The organism is Bradyrhizobium sp. USDA3010, from assembly GCF_056429065.1.
The window spans coordinates 70,097-91,604 of record NZ_JBWJZD010000034.1; the positions used below are offsets into that span (position 1 = coordinate 70,097).

The 21,508-nt window shown below is 66.6% G+C and carries 17 protein-coding genes; 10 read left to right on the forward strand and 7 right to left on the reverse strand.

The genetic code is table 11. The features are described from left to right. Positions 1-25: 25 nt before the first annotated feature. The 3 genes from AC066Y_RS35110 to AC066Y_RS35120 form a co-directional block, all read right to left on the reverse strand. Positions 26-1,783 carry a heme biosynthesis HemY N-terminal domain-containing protein gene (locus AC066Y_RS35110; RefSeq protein ID WP_478277868.1) on the reverse strand — a complete coding sequence of 586 codons (1,758 nt, stop codon included), beginning with the start codon at positions 1,781-1,783 and terminating at the stop codon, positions 26-28. A gap of 20 nt (positions 1,784-1,803) precedes the next feature. Continuing rightward, positions 1,804-3,051, reverse strand: a complete 1,248-nt coding sequence (locus AC066Y_RS35115; protein ID WP_478277869.1) for a COG4223 family protein — start codon at positions 3,049-3,051, stop codon at positions 1,804-1,806. Positions 3,052-3,269: 218 nt separating this feature from the next. Further along, on the reverse strand, positions 3,270-3,998 hold the full coding sequence (locus AC066Y_RS35120) for a uroporphyrinogen-III synthase (RefSeq protein WP_478277870.1): 729 nt from the start codon (positions 3,996-3,998) through the stop codon (positions 3,270-3,272). Between the two features lie 173 nt (positions 3,999-4,171). On the opposite strand from AC066Y_RS35120, the gene tsaD reads away from it, so the two are divergent. Together tsaD and AC066Y_RS35130 are read left to right on the forward strand one after the other, a co-directional pair. Then, a complete protein-coding gene (gene tsaD, locus AC066Y_RS35125) occupies positions 4,172-5,245 on the forward strand; it encodes a tRNA (adenosine(37)-N6)-threonylcarbamoyltransferase complex transferase subunit TsaD (RefSeq protein ID WP_478277885.1) in 1,074 nt (357 codons plus the stop codon). A gap of 195 nt (positions 5,246-5,440) precedes the next feature. Beyond that, positions 5,441-6,421: an NAD(P)H-dependent glycerol-3-phosphate dehydrogenase gene (locus AC066Y_RS35130; protein WP_478277871.1), complete on the forward strand. Its 981-nt coding sequence runs from the start codon at positions 5,441-5,443 to the stop codon at positions 6,419-6,421. Between the two features lie 65 nt (positions 6,422-6,486). Here AC066Y_RS35130 and AC066Y_RS35135 read toward each other — a convergent pair whose 3' ends face one another. Beyond that, entirely contained in the window at positions 6,487-7,251 is a 765-nt protein-coding gene (locus AC066Y_RS35135) for a haloacid dehalogenase type II (protein WP_478277872.1), read from the reverse strand. Between the two features lie 112 nt (positions 7,252-7,363). On the opposite strand from AC066Y_RS35135, the gene AC066Y_RS35140 reads away from it, so the two are divergent. The 3 genes from AC066Y_RS35140 to AC066Y_RS35150 all read left to right on the forward strand — a co-directional run bounded on the left by AC066Y_RS35140 (position 7,364) and on the right by AC066Y_RS35150 (position 10,073). Continuing rightward, the gene (locus AC066Y_RS35140) at positions 7,364-8,269 is read left to right on the forward strand and encodes a LysR family transcriptional regulator (protein WP_478277873.1); all 906 of its coding nucleotides are present in this window, start codon (positions 7,364-7,366) and stop codon (positions 8,267-8,269) included. A gap of 123 nt (positions 8,270-8,392) precedes the next feature. Continuing rightward, the gene (locus AC066Y_RS35145; protein WP_478277874.1) at positions 8,393-9,505 is read left to right on the forward strand and encodes an alpha/beta hydrolase; all 1,113 of its coding nucleotides are present in this window, start codon (positions 8,393-8,395) and stop codon (positions 9,503-9,505) included. Positions 9,506-9,659: 154 nt separating this feature from the next. Next, complete coding sequence (locus AC066Y_RS35150) at positions 9,660-10,073, forward strand: EVE domain-containing protein (protein ID WP_092121214.1); 414 nt, start codon at positions 9,660-9,662, stop codon at positions 10,071-10,073. Between the two features lie 156 nt (positions 10,074-10,229). On the opposite strand, the gene AC066Y_RS35155 is transcribed toward AC066Y_RS35150, so the two are convergent. Next, entirely contained in the window at positions 10,230-11,408 is a 1,179-nt protein-coding gene (locus AC066Y_RS35155) for a DNA topoisomerase IB (protein ID WP_478277875.1), read from the reverse strand. Between the two features lie 824 nt (positions 11,409-12,232). Here AC066Y_RS35155 and acs point away from each other — a divergent pair. Both acs and AC066Y_RS35165 read left to right on the forward strand, forming a co-directional pair. Beyond that, positions 12,233-14,173, forward strand: a complete 1,941-nt coding sequence (gene acs / locus AC066Y_RS35160) for an acetate--CoA ligase (protein WP_478277876.1) — start codon at positions 12,233-12,235, stop codon at positions 14,171-14,173. A gap of 396 nt (positions 14,174-14,569) precedes the next feature. Beyond that, a complete protein-coding gene (locus tag AC066Y_RS35165; RefSeq protein ID WP_478277877.1) occupies positions 14,570-15,085 on the forward strand; it encodes a L,D-transpeptidase in 516 nt (171 codons plus the stop codon). An 88-nt stretch (positions 15,086-15,173) separates the two neighbouring features. Here AC066Y_RS35165 and AC066Y_RS35170 read toward each other — a convergent pair whose 3' ends face one another. Beyond that, complete coding sequence (locus AC066Y_RS35170) at positions 15,174-15,782, reverse strand: thermonuclease family protein (RefSeq protein ID WP_478277878.1); 609 nt, start codon at positions 15,780-15,782, stop codon at positions 15,174-15,176. Between the two features lie 40 nt (positions 15,783-15,822). Beyond that, entirely contained in the window at positions 15,823-16,056 is a 234-nt protein-coding gene (locus AC066Y_RS35175; RefSeq protein ID WP_478277879.1) for a DUF1674 domain-containing protein, read from the reverse strand. Positions 16,057-16,230: 174 nt separating this feature from the next. Here AC066Y_RS35175 and AC066Y_RS35180 point away from each other — a divergent pair, with 174 nt between their 5' ends. The 3 genes from AC066Y_RS35180 (at position 16,231) to purH (ending at position 21,283) form a co-directional block, all read left to right on the forward strand. After that, on the forward strand, positions 16,231-17,577 hold the full coding sequence (locus tag AC066Y_RS35180; protein WP_478277880.1) for an RsmB/NOP family class I SAM-dependent RNA methyltransferase: 1,347 nt from the start codon (positions 16,231-16,233) through the stop codon (positions 17,575-17,577). A 137-nt stretch (positions 17,578-17,714) separates the two neighbouring features. Further along, positions 17,715-19,466 carry a heparinase II/III family protein gene (locus AC066Y_RS35185; RefSeq protein WP_478277881.1) on the forward strand — a complete coding sequence of 584 codons (1,752 nt, stop codon included), beginning with the start codon at positions 17,715-17,717 and terminating at the stop codon, positions 19,464-19,466. 224 nt (positions 19,467-19,690) lie between these two features. Then, entirely contained in the window at positions 19,691-21,283 is a 1,593-nt protein-coding gene (gene purH / locus AC066Y_RS35190) for a bifunctional phosphoribosylaminoimidazolecarboxamide formyltransferase/IMP cyclohydrolase (protein ID WP_478277882.1), read from the forward strand. The last annotated feature ends 225 nt before the right edge of the window (positions 21,284-21,508 follow it).

Below are 21,508 nucleotides of genomic sequence, written 5' to 3' on the forward strand. Positions count from 1 at the left end.
CGCACACCGGTTATCTAACCGCCGATTAGCTTCCCAAACGTGACAGAAATCCACGCCAACCGCCGATCTGGGCCTTGGGCGGGCCGATTTGTTCCGCAAATTCGTCCACGGCGCCGTCCTCGTCGACCCCGGGGTCGTCGGGAGCCCGGACGATCGGGATTACGGCCGGAATCGGCGCAGGCGCCGCCTTCGGCAGGTCGGTCCGGGAACGGAACAGGGCGGCGGGCGCCGGGGGAGCCGATTCGGCGGCCGGCGGCGGAGCCGGCTCCGATGCGGGCGGGTCGGCGGGGGTTGGCTCAGCCTCGATAGCCGCCGGCAGCGGGGCGTTATCCTGCGCCGTCGACGTGGCCGGCTCGACGGGCTTGACCTCGACCTTGGCCTCGACCGGCTCAGCCGGTTTGGGCGGGGGCGGCTCGCTGGCCAGTTCCTTAGGCGGTTCGACCCGGCGTGGCGCCAGCATCGCCTCCTCGAACGGCGAGGGCTCGATCGCATGGCCCTTGTCGGACGGCAGCGCCGCCACCGGCGTCTGCCACTGGAAGGCATCGAGACGGCCGGTGACCGGCGACACCGGACGCCAGCGGTCGGAGACATAGCCGTCCGCGGTCCACACCGGATCGTGCAGCGCGCGCACCGCGCGCAAGGTCCAGGCCCGCGCCCGGCCGCTGTCGCCATGCTCGGTGCGCTCGATCTCCGCCATCAACAGCGCGACGCGCTGCGTCGGCGCCGCCGTGAACGGCTCCAGCGCCGAACGCGCCCTGGCGAATTCGGCGGCATCGATCGCGGCGCGCGCGATCGCCAGCGCGCCCTCGATATGCCCGGGCGTTTTCGCCGCCAGCGTCTCGACCCGCACCAGGCGCTGGCGCGCGGCATCGCCGAGCCGCACGTGCGAATAGGCATCGGCGAGATCGGGATGCGGCTGCGCCAGCCACGCGGTCTCGACGATCCGCATCGCGCGGCGCACCTGATGCGCCTCACTCTCGAATTTGGCGGCAAGCACCGCGGCCGGGATCAGCGTCGGCGCCAGCTTCAGCGCCTCCATCGCGCTTGAGCGCGACAGGTCGCGATCGACGGTCTCGAACTCGAGCGCACGCGCCGCGAGCAGCACGCCGCGTTGCCGCCGATAGGTCGCCTTGTCGATCAACCCGGCGGCCTGGTTGTTGTCGATGATCGACAGCGCGCCGGCCCAATCGCCCTTGGCGCAGCAGAAACCGAGCACCGCATGCGAGGCCCATGACGAGGACGGCGACATCTTCAGCGCTTCCTCGGCAATCATCACGGCCGCAACCGGATCGTCGGCGCGCTGCGCCTCGATGAACAGGCCGCGCAGGCCGAGCAGCCGCGTGTCCGCGCGCTCCGCCATGGCGCGGAAGGCGCGCTGCGCGCCGTCGCGATCGCCGTCGAGCTGCGCCGATTGCGCGTGCAGCAATAGCGCCAGCGGATCGCCTCCGGCGTGGCGCCGTGCCACCTCGGCATGCGCGCGCGCTGCCGACGAATCGCCATGCCCGATCGCGAGCAAGCCTTGCGTGATGGCGTGACGGCCGCGCGCGTGGCGCCGCTCGCGCCTGCCGCGGCGGACATGGCCCGGGATCTTCCACAGGCCGCGCAGGATCACGCCGGCGACCATCGCGACGACGATGACGAGGCCGAGCAGATACATCGGCTGCTTGGACGTCAGGCGCAGACCGCCCCAATTCAGCACGAGATCGCCGGGCTGATCGGCCAACCAGGCCGCACCCGCTGCAGCGAGCGCGATCAGCAGCAGGAACAGAATGATCCGGATCATCGAGAACCTATTGCAAGGACTTACTGGTTGACCGTGGCGAGCGCCGCCATGGCGTTGTCGGCAAATTTCCGCGACGCGTCGAGCGCGGCGCGGCGCGCGTCCACCTTGGCGAGCCAGGCTTGCGCCGCGGTGCGATCGGCCGGCGGCAACGACTTCAATTCGCGCTCGGTCAATGCGAGATCATTATGCACGGCGGCCGATGTCACGCGCGCGACGATGCTGCCGCGGTCGGTCCCGGTGCCGTCGGTCCGCTCGATGCGGATCAGCTTGGAAGCGCCGGCCTGCAGACGATCGACCAGCCCGGCGTTGGCCGCCGCGGCGTCCGCCGGCGGCGGCGCGAGTTGCGGCACGATCTCGATCAGATCGCGGCACAGCCTGTTCGGACTAGGCACGCCTGACGCGGCGAAGACGTCGAGCGGCTTCAGCACGTCAGGATTGTCGGCGATCGCTTTCGCGGCCTCGAGCGCCGAGGCATAGGGATCGCCGTGACGAACCGCGACGTCGAGCAACGATGCCGCCACCATACGGCGCAGCGGCACGTCGTCCGCCTTCGCCTCGGCCTTGGTGTCGGCGATCTTGCTATCCTGCTTGGCGATCGCGGCACCCTGCGCCTTCACCGCGCCCTCGACCTTGTCGATGCGTGCCGTGATGCCGGAGATGTCAGGCGCAGCCGCGCCATCGCGCGGCGCGGCCTTCACATCATTGACCGCCGCCGCAAGCTTGTCGGATTGCGCCCGCGTGGCGGCGAGCTCGGTGCGCAACGCGACGATCGATTTGTCGAGCGCCTCCAGCCGCGCGGTTGCCGCGGGATCGGCGGCCGCAGTGACCGGCCTGCTCGCTTTTGCTTCAAGCGCGGTCAGGCGCCTGCCGAGTTCGTCCACCGTTGCGGCACTGGGCTGCGGCGCGGACGCCGGCGGCACCGCGGGCCAGCCGAGCAGCCAGCCGACCCCGATCACCAGCGCTGCCGCGACCGCGCCCGATACCGGCGCCACCACCCAGGGTGACACCGGCCGCGACGGCTCGGCCCCGGCTGCCGCGGGGGCGGCCTCGGGCTGCGGTTCTGCGTGGGGAGCAGGATCCGGATGGGGCTCCGCTTCAGCCGCAGCCGCCTCCGCTGCCTTGTCGGTATCTTTGTCGGCTTCCTCGCCCCCCTCCGCCCTTGGCGGCTCGCTGGAGATCTCGGTTGCCTGAAGATCGATGGTCGGCGGCGCGCGCTTGGGCCGGGAATCCGGCGAAGGTCCTGGGTCGTCGGGCCTTTCTTCAGCCATCGCGAGGGTCCTCAAAACTACTGGCCGCACATTCTAGAGCATGATCCTATCCGATTGAATTGGATCATGCTTTTATCCTTTTGGTCGCGTTTTCTTAACGCGAGCCGGTCCCCACTTCGCTTGAAGACGCTCCATCAGAATCGGCCCAGGTTCTTAGAGCACGATCCGAAAAACGGAGCATTGCCTAACATCATGGTCAGACGAAAGAATTATTCCGCTCACGGCCGCAGGGTGCGGCCGAGCGCCTCCAGCAGGGCGTTTTCGTCCGGCCGTGCCGCCACCACCACCTTGGTCGCGCCGGCGTCATGGAGCACCGCGGCGACCGCCGCCGAGATGCAGCATTGCGGCAGCGCGAGCGCCGAAATCTCGATTCCGTCGGCCCGTATTGTGTCCAGGAACGCCTGCGCGCTGCGGCGGGAATAATGCAGCACCGCGGTGATCCGGTTGGCCAGGAAGGCGTCATTGACTTCCGTCGGGAAGCTGGCCACCGGCGCCATCCGGTAGGTGGTGTGGGTGACGACGCTCAGGCCGGTTTCGCTGAGCTCGCCCGCCAGATCGCGCGACAGGTCGGCACCGGCGAGATAGAGCAATGTGGCCGAGGCCTCCAGTTCGCCTGCCTTGACCCGCGCGAGCACGAGATCGCGCAAGCTCACCGCATCGCCCTTGGCCACCATCACCTTGTCGAAGCCCGCGGCGCGCGCCGCGTCGGCGGTGTGCGCGCCGACCGCAAACAGCGGCAGCCGCAACAGCCGGCTGCCGGCGAGATCGATTGCGCGCGGCGCGTTGGCGCTGGTCAGGATGACCGCGTCATAATCCGCGTCGTCGTCATGGAACGGTAACGCCTCGAAGCGCAGCACCGGTGCCGCGACGGCCTCAAAGCCGCGTTGGCGCAACGTCGCGAGCGTCGCTTCGTTGTCCGGATGCGGTCGTGTGACAAGGATGGTCACGGATCAGGTCTCCCGGCTTGCGAATTGGACCTTGCCGACCGATTGCACTTTAAGACCTCGCAATGCTACCCCGGAGGGGACATTCTGATGAATATGATCTTGCCGGAAACCGGTTCCGGCCTGTCCGGATCAAGCTGGTAGCACAAGGGCCTAAATTGGGACACGAACCACCGATGCTGGTGCTGGGGATCGAGACCACCTGCGATGAAACCGCAGCCGCGGTGGTCGAGCGCCAGGCTGACGGACAGGCGAAAATCCTCTCCAATGTCGTGCACTCGCAGACCGACGAGCACGCCCGCTTCGGCGGCGTGGTGCCGGAGATCGCCGCGCGTGCCCATGTCGACCTGCTCGACGGGATCGTCGCCTCCGCCATGAAGGAGGCCGGCGTCGGCTACGCACAATTGTCGGCGGTCGCGGCTGCCGCCGGCCCCGGCCTGATCGGCGGCGTGATCGTCGGTCTCACCACCGCGAAGGCAATCGCGATGGTGCACGACACGCCGCTGATCGCGGTGAACCATCTCGAGGCGCACGCGCTGACACCGCGGCTGACCTGCGCGCTGGCGTTTCCCTATTGCCTGTTCCTGGCCTCGGGCGGCCACACCCAGATCGTCGCCGTGGTCGGCGTCGGCGAATATGTGCGGCTCGGCACCACGGTCGACGACGCGATGGGCGAGGCGTTCGACAAGGTGGCGAAGATGCTGTCGCTGCCCTATCCCGGCGGGCCGCAAGTCGAGCGCGCCGCGGCCGGCGGCGACCCGACGCGGTTTGCGTTTCCGCGCCCGATGCTCGGCCGTCCCGATGCGAATTTCTCGCTGTCCGGATTGAAGACCGCGGTGCGCAATGAAGCGAGCCGGCTGGAGCCGCTCGAGCCGCAGGACATCAGCGACCTCTGCGCAAGCTTCCAGGCCGCGGTGCTGGAATCGACCGCGGATCGGCTGACCGTGGGCTTGAGGTTGTTCCAGGAGCGCTTCGGCACGCCGCGCGCGTTGGTCGCGGCCGGCGGCGTTGCCGCCAACCACGCCATTCGCAGCGCGCTGCAGGATGTCGCGGCGAAAGCGCAGACCACGCTGATCATCCCGCCGCCGGCGCTCTGCACCGACAATGGCGCGATGATCGCCTGGGCCGGTGCCGAGCGAATGGCGCTTGGCCTCACCGACACGCTGGAAGCGCCGCCGCGGGCACGCTGGCTGCTCGATGCCAACGCCAAGGCGCCGGCGGGCTACGCCAACAGCCGCGCCGGATATTGAGTCATGTTTGCCGAGGTGCGCCGCGGACACTCCTTCACCTCGCCCCGCCCGCGAGGAGAGGTCGGATCACATCGAAGATGTGATCCGGGTGAGGGGGACGCTCCACATGCCCGGTGCCCGCGGATACAGCCCCTCACCCCAACCCTCTCCCCGCAAGAGCGGGGCGAGGGAGCACAACTGAGCTGAGGGGTTCCGATGCCCGCGCATATATCCGTCAGCGTGATCGGTGCCGGTGCCTGGGGCACGGCATTGGCCGAGGTCGCCGCACGCGCCGGGCGCAGGGTGACGCTGTATGCGCGCAATGCCGAGCATGCCGCGCAGATCCAGGCGACGCGGGTCAATCCACGGCTGGCTGGGGTCCAGCTGCATCCCGACATCGCGGTGACATCGGATATCGCCGCTGCCGCGCGCGCGGACATCATTCTCGCGGTCACTCCGGCGCAGCATTTGCGCGCCGCGGTCAGTCATCTGGCGCCGCATCTTGCGCCCGATACAGCTGTGATCGCCTGCGCCAAGGGCATCGAGCACGGCACGCACAAATTCATGACCGAGGTGATCGCGGAAGCAGCACCGCGCGCGGTGCCCGCGATCCTGTCGGGACCGAGCTTTGCCGACGACGTCGCGCGCGGATTGCCGACGGCCGTGACGTTGGCCACCAGGGACGAGGCGCTGGCACGTGCGCTCGTCCAGGCGCTCGGCTCGGCGACCTTCCGGCCCTATCACACCACCGACGTGCGCGGCGTCGAGATCGGCGGCGCGGCCAAGAACGTGCTGGCGATCGCCGCCGGCATCGTCGTTGGCAGGAATCTCGGTGCTTCCGCGCTCGCGGCGCTGACCACGCGCGGCTTCAGCGAGCTCGCGCGATTGGGCCGTGCCTGCGGGGCGCGCACCGAAACCCTCGCCGGCCTGTCGGGATTGGGCGACCTCCTGCTCAGCTGCTCGACCGCGCAATCGCGCAATTTCGCGCTCGGCCTCGCGCTCGGCCGCGGTGAAGCGGCGCCGGTCGGCAAGCTCGCCGAGGGCGCATTCACCGCGCCGGTGCTGTGCGAGCTCGCCGCCGCGCGGAAGGTCGATATGCCGGTGTCAAACGCAGTCGCGGCGATCCTGAGCGACCGGCTGACGATCGATGACGCGATCGAAGGCCTGCTGACGCGGCCGTTCAAGGCCGAAGGTTAGCGCTTGTCGCGGTGACGCGTTTTCTCCACGCGAGACGGCGACCGTTTCGTTCAAGAGCGTTCTCATCAGCGCGCCGTCGCGAAGGCGACGAGGTCGTGCAGTTCGGCCCCCGCTCCATCGGGTGTCACGCCGAGTTCCTCAGCTGACGCGTTGCTGCGGTTGACCCAAAAGGTCGGATAACCGAACCATTTTGCGCCGGCGACGTCCCATCCGGCGGATGCGGCAAAGACGATCTCCTCCTTCTTCAGTCCAAACGCGTCGACACCCATTTGATAGGCGCGTGCATCCGGCTTGAAGGCAGCGACCTTGTCGGTGCTGAGGTGATCTTCGAACAGACCCTCGAGCCCGGAATTCCTGATCGCCGCGTCCAGCATCGGTGCGGTGAAGTTGGAGAGAAACGCCATGCGCAGGCCGGCGGCGCGAAGCTGCACGAGCGCCGGCACGACGTCCGGCCACGCCTTTAGTTCCAGGTAGCACTGCATCAGACGGTCGCGCTGCTCGGGCGAGAGCGAGACCTTCATCGCCTTTGCAGCGAACACCAGCGCGTCCTCGGTGACCCGCCAGAAGTCGGCATATTGCCCGCCGAGCGTCCTGAGCCAGCTGTATTCGAATTGCCGGGTTCGCCACACGGCGCTCAGCTGCGCGCCCATGCCGGGGAACATCTCCTCCAGCCGGACGGACACGGGACGGGGATCGATTACGGGGAAGCCGTCGAAGGCGACCGCCCGGAACGGCGGGCGGCCTGCCGCGCGCGACCGATCGGGCAGCACCGTCGCGGCCGTGACGGAAGCCGCGGCCAGGGTCGTAAACGTCCGGCGATCCAGCAGCATGTCGTTTCCTCGCATTGCGAGCCGCCAGCGTTCACACAATTGCGTGTTGGCACAATCGCCCGATTTCAGCAGAGATCATTCCGTGTCTCAGAACAATCGGGGAGGGATGACGATGGACCGGCTCGAGGAGCTCCGCCTGTTTCTCGCGATCGTCGACAGCGGAAAGTTTGCGGCCGCCGGCCGAAAATTCGCACGTTCACCCTCCTCGACGACGCGGATCGTCGCCGAACTCGAGCGGCGCCTCGGCACCCGGCTGCTGCAACGGACCACGCGAAAGCTGTCGCTGACCGACGCCGGCGCGCGACTAGCGGCGCAGGCGCGCCGCCTGCTCGCCGATTATGACGACGCGATCGACGGCGCGATCGGCGAGGCCGCAAGCCTGCGCGGCAACATCAAGCTCTCGGCGCCGACGCTGTTCGGCAGCCGTCACATCGCACCGCTGGTGCGCACATTCCTTGAACGTCACCCCGACATCACGCTGCAACTGGCGCTCGAGGATCGTCTCGTCGATCTGATCGACGAGCGAATCGACATCGCGCTGCGGATCGGCCATCTGACGGACTCCTCGCTGAGGGCCCGGCGCGTCGGGGAAGTCCGACGCATTGTCGTCGCCAGCCCCGATTATTTGAAGCGACACGGCCGGCCGCGCAGACCCGACGATCTCGCGCGGCATCACGCCGTGACCTTCGTCAATCAGGCGAGCCCCGCGGCCTGGGCGTTCCAGCACAAGCAAAGCGGTCCGCAGAAGGTCAAGGTGTCGAGCCGCATGGAGGTCAACCGCGCCGAGACGGCGATCGGACTGACGCGTGACGGCATGGGCCTGACGCGGGTGCTGTCCTACCAGGTTGCCGGTGAACTCGCGGCGGGGTCCCTGCTCCGCGTGCTGCGGGACTATGAAGTCGCGCCGATACCGGTGCAGCTGGTCTATCCCAGCGCACGGCTGATGGCGCCGCGCATTCGGAGCTTCCTGGACCTCGCCGCCGGCGAGATTCCCCAGATCGGGTTCAACCACCTATAGCGGGTCTGAGCTGTCGCGCTTGACGGCGCTGACTTCCGCGCAGAGATCATGCGCACTGTGATAGCGTGGCGGCGACCGTCGGATCCCGTTCCAACAACAAGAAACCGAACTTGGGGAAAGTACATGCGTCAACCGCGTCACGTTATCGTTTCGATCAGCATTCTGCTTGCCGTCGCCACCTCCTGCGCCACCACGCGCGCGCAAACGGCCGTCCCGTACGACGAACTCGCCAAGCGCGAGGCCGCGGCGAACGCCGAGGACGGCAAGCGGGTCGCCCCGCTCAAATCGATCGGCAATCCCTCAAGTGACGTCTCCCCGGAGATGCAGGCGATGATCGGCACGCCCTACCCGCCGCATTTCAACGCCGATCCGAAGACCCCTGCGGAGTGGAAGGAGCTGATCGACCGCCGCGCCAAGCTTTTGATCGCGGGTATTCCGGCCATGAAGGCGAAGCTCGGCGTCAAGGTCGAGGAAACCAGGATTGCCGGCGTGCACTGCTACGTCGTGACGCCGAACAAGATCGCGCTCGAGAACCGGCGGCGCCTGCTGATCCACGTGCATGGCGGCGGCTACGTGTTCGGCCCCGGCGAAGCGGCGTTGCCGGAAGCCATCATGATGGCCGGCTTTGGCGGCTACAAGGTGATCTCGGTCGATTACCGGATGCCGCCGGACTTTCCCTATCCGGCTGCAATGGACGACGCGATGGCGGTCTGGAAGGAAGTCCTGAAATCGCACGAGCGCCACCGGCTGGCGATCTTCGGCACCTCGACCGGCGGCGCGATGACGCTTGCGATGGTGTTGCGGGCGAGGGACGAGAAGCTGCCGCTGCCGGCCGCCATCGCGCCGGGTACGCCATGGTCCGACATCGACAAGATCGGTGACAGCTACGCGAGCAATGAGTGGGTCGACAATGTGCTGGTGACCTGGGACGGATGGCTCGGCCGCGCGGCAAAGCTTTATGCCAACGGCACCAGCCTGAAGAATCCCTACATCTCGCCGATCTACGGCGACTTCAAGGGCTTCCCGCCGACCATCCTGACATCGGGCACGCGCGACCTGTTCCTCAGCAACACGGTTCGCACGCACCGCAAGCTGCGCCGCGCCGGCGTGATCGCCGATCTCAATGTCTATGAGGGGCAATCCCACGCGCAGTACCAGATGAACGTCGATGCGCCCGAGACCAAGGAAGCCTTCACCGACATCGCCAAATTCTTCGATCGGTATTTGAAGCAGTGAGCGCGAGAGCTTCTTATCTGACGCGTTTTCTTCACGCGAACCGGTGCCCACTTTGCTCGAAAACGCTCTGGCATCAGCTGCCCGCGCTTGTCGCGGGCATCCGGCTGCCTGTAGATTGCCGCGCGATGAGCGATCGAGAACGGGGTGAGTTGCGATGAATTACTGGCTGGTGAAATCCGAACCGTCGACCTGGTCGTGGGACCAGCAGGTCGCCAAGGGCGCGAAGGGCGAAGCCTGGACCGGCGTGCGCAACTTCACGGCGCGGCAGAACCTCGTCAACATGAAGAAGGGCGACAAGGCGTTCTTCTATCATTCCAACGAGGGCAAGGAGATCGTCGGCATCGCCGAGATCATCAAGGAAGCCTATCCCGATCCGACCGACAAGACCGGCAAGTTCGTCTGCGTCGACATCAAGGCCGACAAGCCGCTGAAGACGCCGGTGACGATGGCCGCGATCAAGGCCGACAAGAAGCTCGCCGACATGGCGCTGGTGAAATATTCGCGGCTCTCGGTGCAGCCGGTGACATCAGAAGAATGGAAATACGTCTGCAAGATGGGCGGGCTGTAGTGTCCCACGAACGCTACCGTCGTCCCTGCGAAAGCAGGGACCCATAACCACAGGCGAGCATTGTTAGGGCGCTGTGGCCGCAGCTCGTTTCCGCAATCAACATTTGGGGTAATGGGTCCCGGCCTTCGCCGGGACGACGGCGGAGTTTGCGGTGGCTTACGCCCCGGCCGCCATCACCACCTGCGCCAGCAGTTGCTCGCGCTTGGACTGGGTGCGGTAACCGCCCATCGTTGCGGCGAAGCGCTCGAGGATGCCGTCTTCGAACGCCGTGACGATGGTGTCGTGGACATAGCTCTTGCGGCAGATCGCCGGCGTGTTGGAGAGCTGGTCGGCGGCGGCGCGGATCGCGTCCAGCACCTGGCGCTTGCGGCCGCGCTGGCTGGCGGCCGGCGTGATCCGCGACAGCGATTCCACGACGACGGCCGAGGCCATCAGGGTGCGGAAATCCTTCAGCGAGATCTTGATGCCGGCGAGCTCGCGCAGGAACGCATTCACCGCCGTGGTCGAGGCAGCGCGGACCACGCCGGAGCGGTCGTAATACTGGAACATGCGCTTGCCCGGGACGCCGCGCAGAATGCCGATCGCACGCACCAGCTTGGCCGCATCGCATTCCTTGCGCACGGCCTTGCCGCCCTTGGCCTTGAAGGTCAGCACCAGAGAATCGTCTTCCAGCGTGACGTTGGACTTCAGAAGCGTGGTGGCGCCGCGGGTGCCGTTGAGGCGGGCATAGGACTCGTTGCCGGGCCGGATCGCGGTGCGCGCGATCAGCTCGATTACCGCCGACAGCGCGAACTCGCGCGTCGGCTCATCGCCGGACAGGAACGCCGAGACCTTGCGCCGGATCTTCGGCAATGCGGCGACGAGCTTGGCCAGGCGATGCGCCTTGCGCTGCTCGCGGACCTTCTCCCAGTCGGCGTGATAACGGTACTGCAATCGGCCCGCGGCATCGCGGCCGACCGCCTGCAGATGCGAGCTCGGATCGCTGGAATAGCGCACCTGGCGATAGGCCGGCGGAACCGCCATCGCGTGTAGCCGGCGGATCGTCCGCGCATCGCGCACCCGCGAGCCGTTGGCGCGAACGAATGAATAGTTCTTGCCGCGCTTGATGCGGCGGATGGTCAGCTCGTTCTGGTCGCCGAGCCGCAGGCCGAGATCGCGCGCCAGATCCTCGACGGAGGTCTTGATGGCAGCGGCCGCGTCAAGCTTGAGCCTTGCCCGGGGCGACTGCAACTTCGCCTGCGGCTGCTTGGGCCATTGGCCCAGCGCTTTCGCCAGGGCGACAGCGGGATCGGCGGACATGGGCCGCACAGCCGCGATGTTCTGCTGATCCATCATACTTCCAAGACGCCTTGTTCCGCTGTTCTCCCGGTAATGCCGTTGCTTCGGGCTTCGTTCCGGTGGGGCCGTCCGGCCTCGGTTTGGCGATTTAGGGCGTCGGGGCCGACATTGCGAGTCGCGAATCGGTTATCGACGGTTACTAGATACCTTTCATGGGTGCCATTCGCCCGCTAGCCTTGATTTTGGTCGCTCCGGGATCGGTCAAAATGGCCAGATCGCACCCCCGGAACCGGCTTTTGGGAGAGCCGATCAGGCCGGCTGGACCGGCGCAAATCAGGTCAGAGACCATGTCCTTACACGCGCGGCGCGCAGCCTCATCCGCACGCTACAGGTTGGCCGAACCCCTGTCCGGCCGGCAGGGACCGCGCGGCGCGAACGGGCGTCCTTGCGGCAGATTTCTGGCCGGCCCGAGCAAGGCCATCCAGATCTCCAAATAACCAATTGTTGACGCAGATCATCGCGGCGACGTCCGGCAGTTCGTTCAATGGCAGTTGAAGCGGTCCGCCAAAATCGGCGCCTGTGTATCGTTGTCGCGCGCGGCATTGCTGCGGTGGGGGCGCGCGGCGCGGAGAGCGACATCACTACGACCAAGAGACCAGTGACCCGGAGCCGGCGATAGAGCATAGGTTTCTCCCGTCAACAAAGCGCGGTAAACCGCCCAATCAGATGCGGAAGCCTATGGGATGTCCGGCGGCTTCCACGCGACGAAAGTGACAGCCTTTTTCCTTGCCCGGCCGGAATGCGGCAACGCATAATCGCGGCAATGATCAAGACGGCTTGTCGGCGCGTTGTGTGCGATCGGCAATGAGTGGAGGAAAATGATGTCCGAGAAGGTTTATGACGTGCCGGCCGACTGGGCCAAGCGCGCTTATGTCAACGACGCCAAATATCGCGAGATGTACGCGCATTCGGTCAAGGACCCGAACGGCTTCTGGGGCGAGCACGGCAAGCGGATCGACTGGATCAAGCCCTTCACCAAGGTCGAAAACGTCTCCTTCGCGCCCGGCAACATCTCGATCAAATGGTTCGAGGATGGCGTGCTGAACGTCGCCTGGAATTGCATCGACCGCCATCTCGAGAAGCGCGGCCACCAGACCGCGATCATCTGGGAGGGCGACGACCCCTCCGAATCCAAGCACATCACCTACCGCCAGCTGCACGACGAAGTCTGCAAGATGGCCAACATCCTGCGCACGCGGAACGTCAAGAAGGGCGATCGCGTCACGATCTATCTGCCGATGATTCCGGAAGCGGCCTACGCCATGCTGGCCTGCGCGCGGATCGGCGCGATCCACTCGGTGGTGTTCGGCGGCTTCTCGCCGGACAGCCTCGCCCAGCGCATCAAGGATTGCGACTCGAAGGTGGTCATCACCGCCGATGAAGGCCTGCGCGGCGGCAAGAAGGTGCCGCTGAAGGCCAATGTCGATGCCGCGATCGCCAAAACCGGCGGCGTCGATTGGGTCGTGGTGGTGAAGCGCACCGGTGGCGCGATCGACATGAACCCGACGCGCGACCTCTGGTATCACGAGGCCGCCGAGATGGTGACGACGGAATGCCCGGCCGAGCACATGCATGCCGAGGACCCGCTGTTCATCCTCTACACCTCGGGTTCGACCGGCACGCCGAAGGGTGTGCTGCACACCTCGGGCGGCTATCTCGTGTTCGCGTCGATGACGCATCAATACGTGTTCGACTATCACGACGGCGACGTCTACTGGTGCACCGCCGACGTCGGCTGGGTCACCGGCCACAGCTACATCCTCTACGGACCGCTCGCCAACGGCGCGACCACGCTGATGTTCGAGGGCGTGCCGAACTACCCGGACAATTCGCGCTTCTGGAACGTGGTCGACAAGCACAAGGTCAACATCTTCTACACCGCGCCGACCGCGATCCGCGCGCTGATGCAGGGCGGCGACGGGCCGGTGAAGAAGACCTCGCGCAAATCGCTGCGCCTGCTCGGCTCGGTCGGCGAGCCGATCAATCCGGAAGCCTGGGAGTGGTACTACCGCGTGGTCGGCGACGACCGCTGCCCGATCGTCGACACCTGGTGGCAGACCGAGACCGGCGGCATCCTGATCACGCCGCTGCCCGGCGCGACCAAGCTGAAGCCGGGATCGGCGACGCGGCCGTTCTTCGGCGTGGTGCCTGAAATCGTCGATGCCGACGGCAAGACGCTGGACGGCGAGACCTCGGGCAATCTCTGCCTGGCCAAATCATGGCCGGGCCAGATGCGCACGGTCTATGGCGACCATGCGCGGTTCGAGCAGACCTATTTCTCGACCTACAAGAACAAGTACTTCACCGGCGACGGCTGCCGGCGCGATGCCGACGGCTATTACTGGATCACCGGCCGCGTCGACGACGTCATCAACGTCTCCGGCCATCGCATGGGCACCGCCGAAGTCGAGAGCTCGCTGGTCGCGCATGAGGCGGTGTCGGAAGCCGCCGTTGTCGGCTACCCGCACGACATCAAGGGCCAGGGCATCTACGCCTATGTCACGCTGATGAAGGGCACCGAGCCGACCGAGGCCTTGCGCAAGGAGCTCGTCGCTTGGGTCCGCAAGGACATCGGCCCGATCGCCTCGCCGGACCTCATCCAGTTCGCGCCCGGCCTGCCGAAGACGCGCTCCGGCAAGATCATGCGCCGCATCCTGCGCAAGATCGCCGAGAACGAGCCGTCCAGCCTCGGCGACACCTCGACCCTGGCCGATCCGGCCGTGGTCGATGACCTCGTGCAGAACAGGCAGAACAAGAAGTAATCCGGCAGCAGCAATATCGAGACATGAAGCAAGGGCCGCGCGCGATCATCGCCGCGGCCCTTCGCTTTCTCGTCACGCGAACCGGCATCCATTCCGCATCACGGACGGGACAGGCTTGGCTCAAAACGCTCGGCGCGGCCATTTCACGGGATTGTCAGAGGCGCGGCGCGATTGCGGCGCGTTTGTGGCCAAGTGTTGTTTTCAGGTCATTTACTTTAATCCGAACTTTTCCTTTTCTCCCCGCCATCAGGACGTGTCTCGCGGCCGGTGTGAAACCACTCGGTTAAGACACGCGGTTAATATTGCGTGCGCGAGACCGGCGGGCCCGGTTTTTTCAGGGCTCTGCACCTTCGTTTTTGGCTCCCTCACAGGGGCTGTTGGGAAGTGGAGAGGTTGATGTCGATGAAGTTGGCGGTGGCGCTGGCTGCCACCCTTGGTGCTGTTGTTGTGATGTCGCAGAAGGCCGAGGCGCGGCCGGAAATGGTCGGAATACACGCTGACAATTATGAGCCGGGCACCATCGTGGTGAAGACCAACGAGCGGCGGCTCTATCTCATTCTCGATTCCGGTCACGCGATGCGTTACCCGGTCGGCGTCGGCAGGTCCGGCAAGCAGTGGGCCGGCACCACCCGGATCGACGGCAAGTACCGCAACCCGGCCTGGTCGCCGCCCGCCGAGGTCAAGCGCGACAAGCCGAGCATCCCGAACGTGATCGCAGGCGGTTCGCCGGCGAATCCGATGGGCGTCGCCGCGATGACGCTGGCCGGCGGCGAATACGCGATCCACGGCACCAACGTGCCCGGCTCGGTCGGCGGCTTCGTCTCCTATGGTTGCATTCGCATGCTGAACACCGACATCACCGACCTGTATTCGCGCGTCGAGATCGGCACGACGGTCGTCGTCACCCGCTGATCGCGCGGGGCGCTTCGAAACAAAAGCCGCGCAGCTGCGCGGCTTTTTGTTTGCCTGTCCTGCGCCATCGCCGCGATGACGCGACCGCTCAGCGCGCAAAATTTCCGCACCAGCCGAAACGGTGCCCGCCATTGTAGGCGCGGGCATGGCCGGCCGCGAGCAGCACCGCCGAGACGTTGTCGGTCTTCTTCGTCGCGACGTCGGCGACGACGCGTCCCTGATATTTGTCAGGCCCGATATTGTAGATCGCGACCTCGCCCTGGCCGAGCAGATCGCGCAGCGCCACTGTCGCCGCTTGCGCCATTTGCAGCTCGCGCGCGCACGACGCCTTCAGCTCCGGCGCATCGATGCCGCGCAACCGGACCCGCGTATACAGATCGGGGCCCGGCGCGAGATGGACCCGCGCCTCGAACGTGTCGCCATCGATCGTCCTGATGACATCGACGGCATGGCGAGCGTCAGGCGCGCCGGCGCGCTGCCAGATCATTTCGGCATCGCGCGACCGGCTCAACGACCAGTGCGACGGCAAGGGTATCCATTGAGGCGCCCATCGGCGGATCGGCAGCATGCTGCCGACGGCAATGCCGAGGACGAACACCCACGGCATGGCCGCCGAGACGCGGCGGCCCCAGGGTGAGCGGCGAAAGGGCGGACGTCCCGTCCCACGATAAGGATTTATTCTCTCGTATGGGGACATATTCCCAGACTGATCTGAGTCGGACCGTCAAGCAAGACTGTCAGAAGTCCGAGGCGATGCCCTTGGTCTCCCAATCACCGTAACGCGTCGGTTCCGGTCCCTTCGGGCCCTGGAATTCCTTCGGCCGCGCGGCCGCATCCTTCGCAGCCAGCTCCTCGGCAGCCTTGCGCCGCGCCGCGGCCTCGGCGAGCGCACGCTGCGCGGCCGGCGTCAGCGGCTTGCGCGGCGCGGGTTCCGGCGGAGACGACAATGGCGATGGCGATTTCTCAGACATGACAAAACTTTCTGCCTGCGAATTTCGTATCTCGGCGTCGGCTCAGTGACGGCATCACGATCGAGAAATCCCGCAAGACGATTCTTACATTTGGCATATTCGCATGCCAGTGGTGTTTTCGAGTTGATGGCATGAGCCGAATGTAACTCAGCACCTTCGAGATATCTCCGCTCCATGCCTCCTTCAAGATTTGCAGTTCCTGCCGAAGTCCCCGGTCTCGCGGCGCGCCGTATCGCGGCCGACATCCTCGACGGCGTGCTGCACAAGCACCGCACGCTCGACGATCAGCTCGACGGCGCCGGCGCACATCCCGGCCTGAAATCGCTGGCCGATCGCGACCGCGCGCTGATGCGCCGGCTGGTGTCGACCATCCTGCGCAAGCTCGGCACGCTCGGCCATCTGCTGTCGCGCCTGCTCGACCGCGGCGTCCCGACCGATGCGCCGCGCGCACAGAGCGCGCTCCTGATCGGCGCCGCGCAGATCCTCTGGATGGACGTGCCCGACCATGCCGCAGTCGATCTGTCGGTGCGGCTCGTACAGTCGGACCGGCGGGCGGCGAAATATGCCGGGCTCGTCAACGCGGTGCTGCGCCGCTGCGCGCGCGAGGGCCAGGGCCTGATCGACGAGATCAGCCCGCAGACGCTGGATCTGCCGCAATGGATGCTGGCGCGCTGGAATGCGCATTACGGTGAAGCCACCGCGCGCGACATGGCGCTGGCGCTCGGCCACGAACCGTCGCTCGATCTCACGGTGAAGTCGGACGCGCCGCAATGGGCGAGCCGCCTGCACGGCGAGATCCTGCCGACGGGAACCGTACGCACACTGCTGCAGGGTTCCGTCACGATGCTGCCGGGCTTTGCCGAAGGCCAATGGTGGGTACAGGACGCCGCCGCCGCACTTCCGGTGCGGCTGTTCGGCGACATCAAGGACAAGCGGGTCGCGGATCTCTGCGCTGCGCCCGGTGGCAAGACGGCTCAGCTCGCGCTGGCCGGCGCACACGTCACCGCGGTCGACCGGTCGCCGGCACGCGTCGCGCGGCTGCGCGACAACCTCACGCGGCTGGCGTTGCAGGCGGAAACTGTCGTCGCCGACGCCGCCGAATGGCCCGCGGAGGCCGCGAGCTTTGACGGTATCCTGGTCGATGCACCCTGCACTTCGACGGGAACCATCCGCCGCCATCCCGACGTCGCCTGGCTGCGCCAGGAAGGCGACATCGCCGCGCTCACGGCCCTGCAGAAGCGTCTGTTGCATAAGGCCGCCAATCTGCTGAAGCCCGGGGGCACCCTGGTCTACTGCACCTGCTCGCTGGAGCCGGAGGAAGGCGAGCACGCGATCGCCGCGCTGCTGGCGAGCGAATCAGGCCTGCGCCGTGCGCCGGTCGAGGCAAGCGAGGTCGCCGGCCTCGACGACATCATCACCGCCGACGGCGATTTGCGTACCTTGCCCAGCCATTTGCCCAACGCCGACCCGCGGCTGGGTGGGCTGGACGGCTTTTACGCCGCCCGGCTGGTCAAATCCTGATTTTAAACTTCAGTCTTCTAAGCTCGAAGTGATTCGTGCGGTATCAAGAGGGTCTCTTGTTTATCAAGAGGGTGCCTTGGCCGCGTTTCCGGATTAAATAAGGATTCGTTGAAAATTCCCTCCCCACAAGGTTAGGCGTGTCGGTCGCTCAAAGCAGACGCATCTCGACGCTGATTGCTGGCCGGTTTGCCCGCAGCATGCTCGCACGCGCCAGCGGAAGCACGGTGGCGCTGTCGCGGCTCTGGCCCGGCCGCACCGACCGGCTGATCATCGCGCCGCACGACCTGCGGACCGCCGACGCCACCCGCGCGGCCGAGATCTATGCAGGGCGATTCGTGTTCGCCGGCAAGATCGTCACCTGCCACGGCCGCTCGATCTTCGATCTCGAGCCGCCGTCGGAGGATTGGGAAGCCGCCCTGCTCGGCTTCGGCTGGCTGCGCCATCTGCGCGCCGCCGACACCGCGCTGACCCGCGCCAATGCCCGCTCGCTGGTCGACGACTGGATCTCCAACCAGGCCCGCAAGCGGCCGCTCGAGCGGCGCGCCGACGTGCGCGCACGGCGCGTGATCTCGCTGTTGTCGCAGGCGCCATTGGTGCTCGGCGACACCGACGGAAAATTCTACCGCAAATATCTGCGCGGGCTGGCGCGCGAGATCCGCTATCTGCGCCACTCCACGCACGAGAATGACGGCGTCCCGCGCCTGCAGGTGTTGATCGCGCTGTGCTACGCTTCGCTCTGCCTCGCCAACCAGGCGCGCAACATCAAATCGGCGACACGCAGGCTGTCGGACGAATTGCAGCGCCAGATCCTGCCCGATGGCGGCCACATCTCGCGCAATCCCGGCGCGCTGGTCGAACTGCTCAGCGATCTCTTGCCGCTGCGGCAGACCTTTGCTGCACGGAATATCGCGCCGCCGCCGGCGCTGCTCAACGCCATCGACCGCATGATGCCGATGCTGCGCTTCTTCCGGCACGGCGACGGCAGCTTCGCGCTGTTCAACGGCATGAGCACCGCGCCGTCCGATCTCGTCGCGACGCTGCTCGCCTATGACGACACCCGCGGCGTGCCGATGGCGAGCATGCCGCACACCGGCTTCCAGCGCCTCGATGCCGGCAACACGACCCTGATCATCGATACCGGTCCGCCCCCGCCGGCAAGCGTCAGCCAGGATGCGCATGCCGGCTGCCTGTCGTTCGAGCTCTCCTCCGGCGTCAGCCGCATCGTCGTCAATTGCGGCATGCCGAACACGGGGCGCGACAATTGGCGGCCGTTCGCGCGCTCCACCGCGGCGCATTCGACGCTGACCTATCGCGACACCTCGTCGTGCCAGTTCGTCGAGCTGTCGGCGATGAAGCGGCTGTTGCGCGGCGCGCCGGTCACCAGCGGGCCCGGCAATGTCGAGAGCTACCGCGAAGCCATCCCCGACGGCGACGTGCTGACCGCCTCGCATGACGGCTATCTCTCGCGCTTCGGCGTGATCCACCGCCGCGTGCTGATGATCTCCCGGGACGGCACCCGGATGGAGGGCGAGGACTCGCTCTCGCCGGCACCCGGCGGCCGCATCAAGGGCAGCGAGGCCGATTTCGCGCTGCGCTTCCATCTGCACCCCTCGGTGAAGGCGAGCCGGCTGTCGGACGCCCGCGGCGTGATGCTGGTGCTGCCCAACCGGGACGTCTGGACCTTCGAGGCGATGGACGACAAGGTCGACCTCGAGGACAGCGTGTTCCTGGCCGGCAATGACGGCCCGCGCCGCACCTCCCAGATCGTGATCCGGCAGGACGCAAAGCAGGCCGCCACCATCCGCTGGAGCTTCGTGCGCTCCTCGACCTCCGCCACCGCCACCAACGCCCGCCGCAACGCCCGCCGCGAGCCGGAACTGCCGCTGTAGGGCGGTGTATCGGCAACGCAACTGACCCTGGACCCGTCACCCTGAGGAGCCGCGAAGCGACGTCTCGAAGGGCGACGGCCACCAGCCGGGCCGTGCATCCTTCGAGACGCGCTGCGCGCTCCTCAGGATGACGGGGTAGATTCAGGGGAATCCGGCTCGGAGACCGGTTTCGTGCCGCACAAAACCGTGCTACCCGGCTGCCTTAACAGCCAGGGATTTCCCAGATGACCGAACAGCTTCGCCGCGTGACCCGCGCTCTGTTGTCCGTTTCCGACAAGACCGGACTGATCGATTTCGCCAAGGTGCTTTCCGACCATGGCGTCGAGCTGGTCTCGACCGGGGGCACCGCCAAGGCGATCGCGGCGGCCGGGCTGAAGGTCAAGGACGTCTCCGAGCTCACCGGTTTCCCTGAAATGATGGACGGGCGGGTCAAGACGCTGCATCCGAAGGTGCATGGCGGCCTGCTCGCGATCCGCGAAAACAAGGAACATGCGGCGGCGATGGCCTCGCACGGCATCGCGCCGATCGACCTCCTGGTGGTCAACCTCTATCCGTTCGAGGCCACCGTCGACAAAGGCGCCGGCTTCGAGGAGTGCATCGAGAATATCGACATCGGCGGCCCCGCGATGATCCGCGCCGCGGCCAAGAACCATGACGACGTCGCCGTGGTGGTAGAGGCGAACGACTATCAAGCTGTTCTCGACGAGCTCGCCGCGCACAAGGGCGCGACCTCGCTCGGCCTGCGCCGGCGGCTCGCCGCCAAGGCCTATGCGCGCACCGCGGCCTATGATGCCGCGATCTCGAACTGGTTCGCCGTGCAGCTCGACACCAAGGCGCCGGACTTCCGCGCCTTCGGCGGCAGACTGATCCAGTCGCTGCGCTATGGCGAGAACCCGCACCAGACCGCGGCGTTCTATGCCACGCCGGAGAAGCGGCCGGGCGTTGCGACCGCACGCCAGCTGCAGGGCAAGGAACTGTCCTACAACAACATCAACGACACCGACGCGGCCTATGAATGCGTCGGCGAGTTCGATCCGCAGCGCACCGCGGCCTGCGTGATCGTCAAGCATGCCAACCCCTGCGGCGTCGCCGAGGGTCCGGATCTTGCGACCGCCTATGCCCGCGCGCTCGCCTGCGACTCCACCTCGGCCTATGGCGGCATCATCGCAGTCAACCGCACCCTCGACGCGGACGCGGCGCGCGCCATCATCGGCATCTTTACCGAGGTGATCATCGCACCCGATGCGACCGAGGAGGCGATCTCGATCATCGCAGGCCGGCGCAATTTGCGCCTGCTGCTTGCCGGCGGCCTGCCGAACGCGCGCGCGGTCGGCCTCACCGCCAAGACCGTCGCCGGCGGCCTCCTGGTGCAGAGCCGCGACAACGCGGTGGTCGAGGACATGAATTTGAGGGTCGCGACCAAGCGCGCGCCGACCGACGCCGAGCTGCGCGATCTCAAATTCGCCTTCCGCGTCGCCAAGCACGTCAAGTCGAACACCATCATCTATGCCAAGGATCTCGCCACCGTCGGCATCGGCGCCGGCCAGATGAGCCGGGTCGATTCGGCGCGCATCGCCGCGCGCAAGGCGCTCGATGCGGCGGCCGAGCTGAAGCTCGCAGAACCCCTGACCAAGGGTTCGGTGGTCGCCTCCGACGCGTTCTTCCCGTTCGCCGACGGCATGCTCGCCTGCATCGAGGCCGGCGCGACCGCGGTGATCCAGCCCGGCGGCTCGATGCGCGACGACGAGGTGATCAAGGCCGCCGACGAGCACGGCATCGCCATGGTGTTCACCGGCGTGCGGCATTTTAGGCATTGACTGCGACTGTAGCCCGGATGGAGCGAAGCGAAATCCGGGACGGTTTCTCCGCGGACCAAAGACCCCGGATTACGCTTCGCGCCATCCGGGCTACGGGCTGTCGTCCCTGCGGAAGCAGGGACCCATATGTGGACGGCCCCCGTGGCACAAGAGCGTTCTGGGCTTGGTCGGATCGCTGTCATCCATATGTCCGGCCTGTTTGATGCGATCGTGTTGATCGCTGGG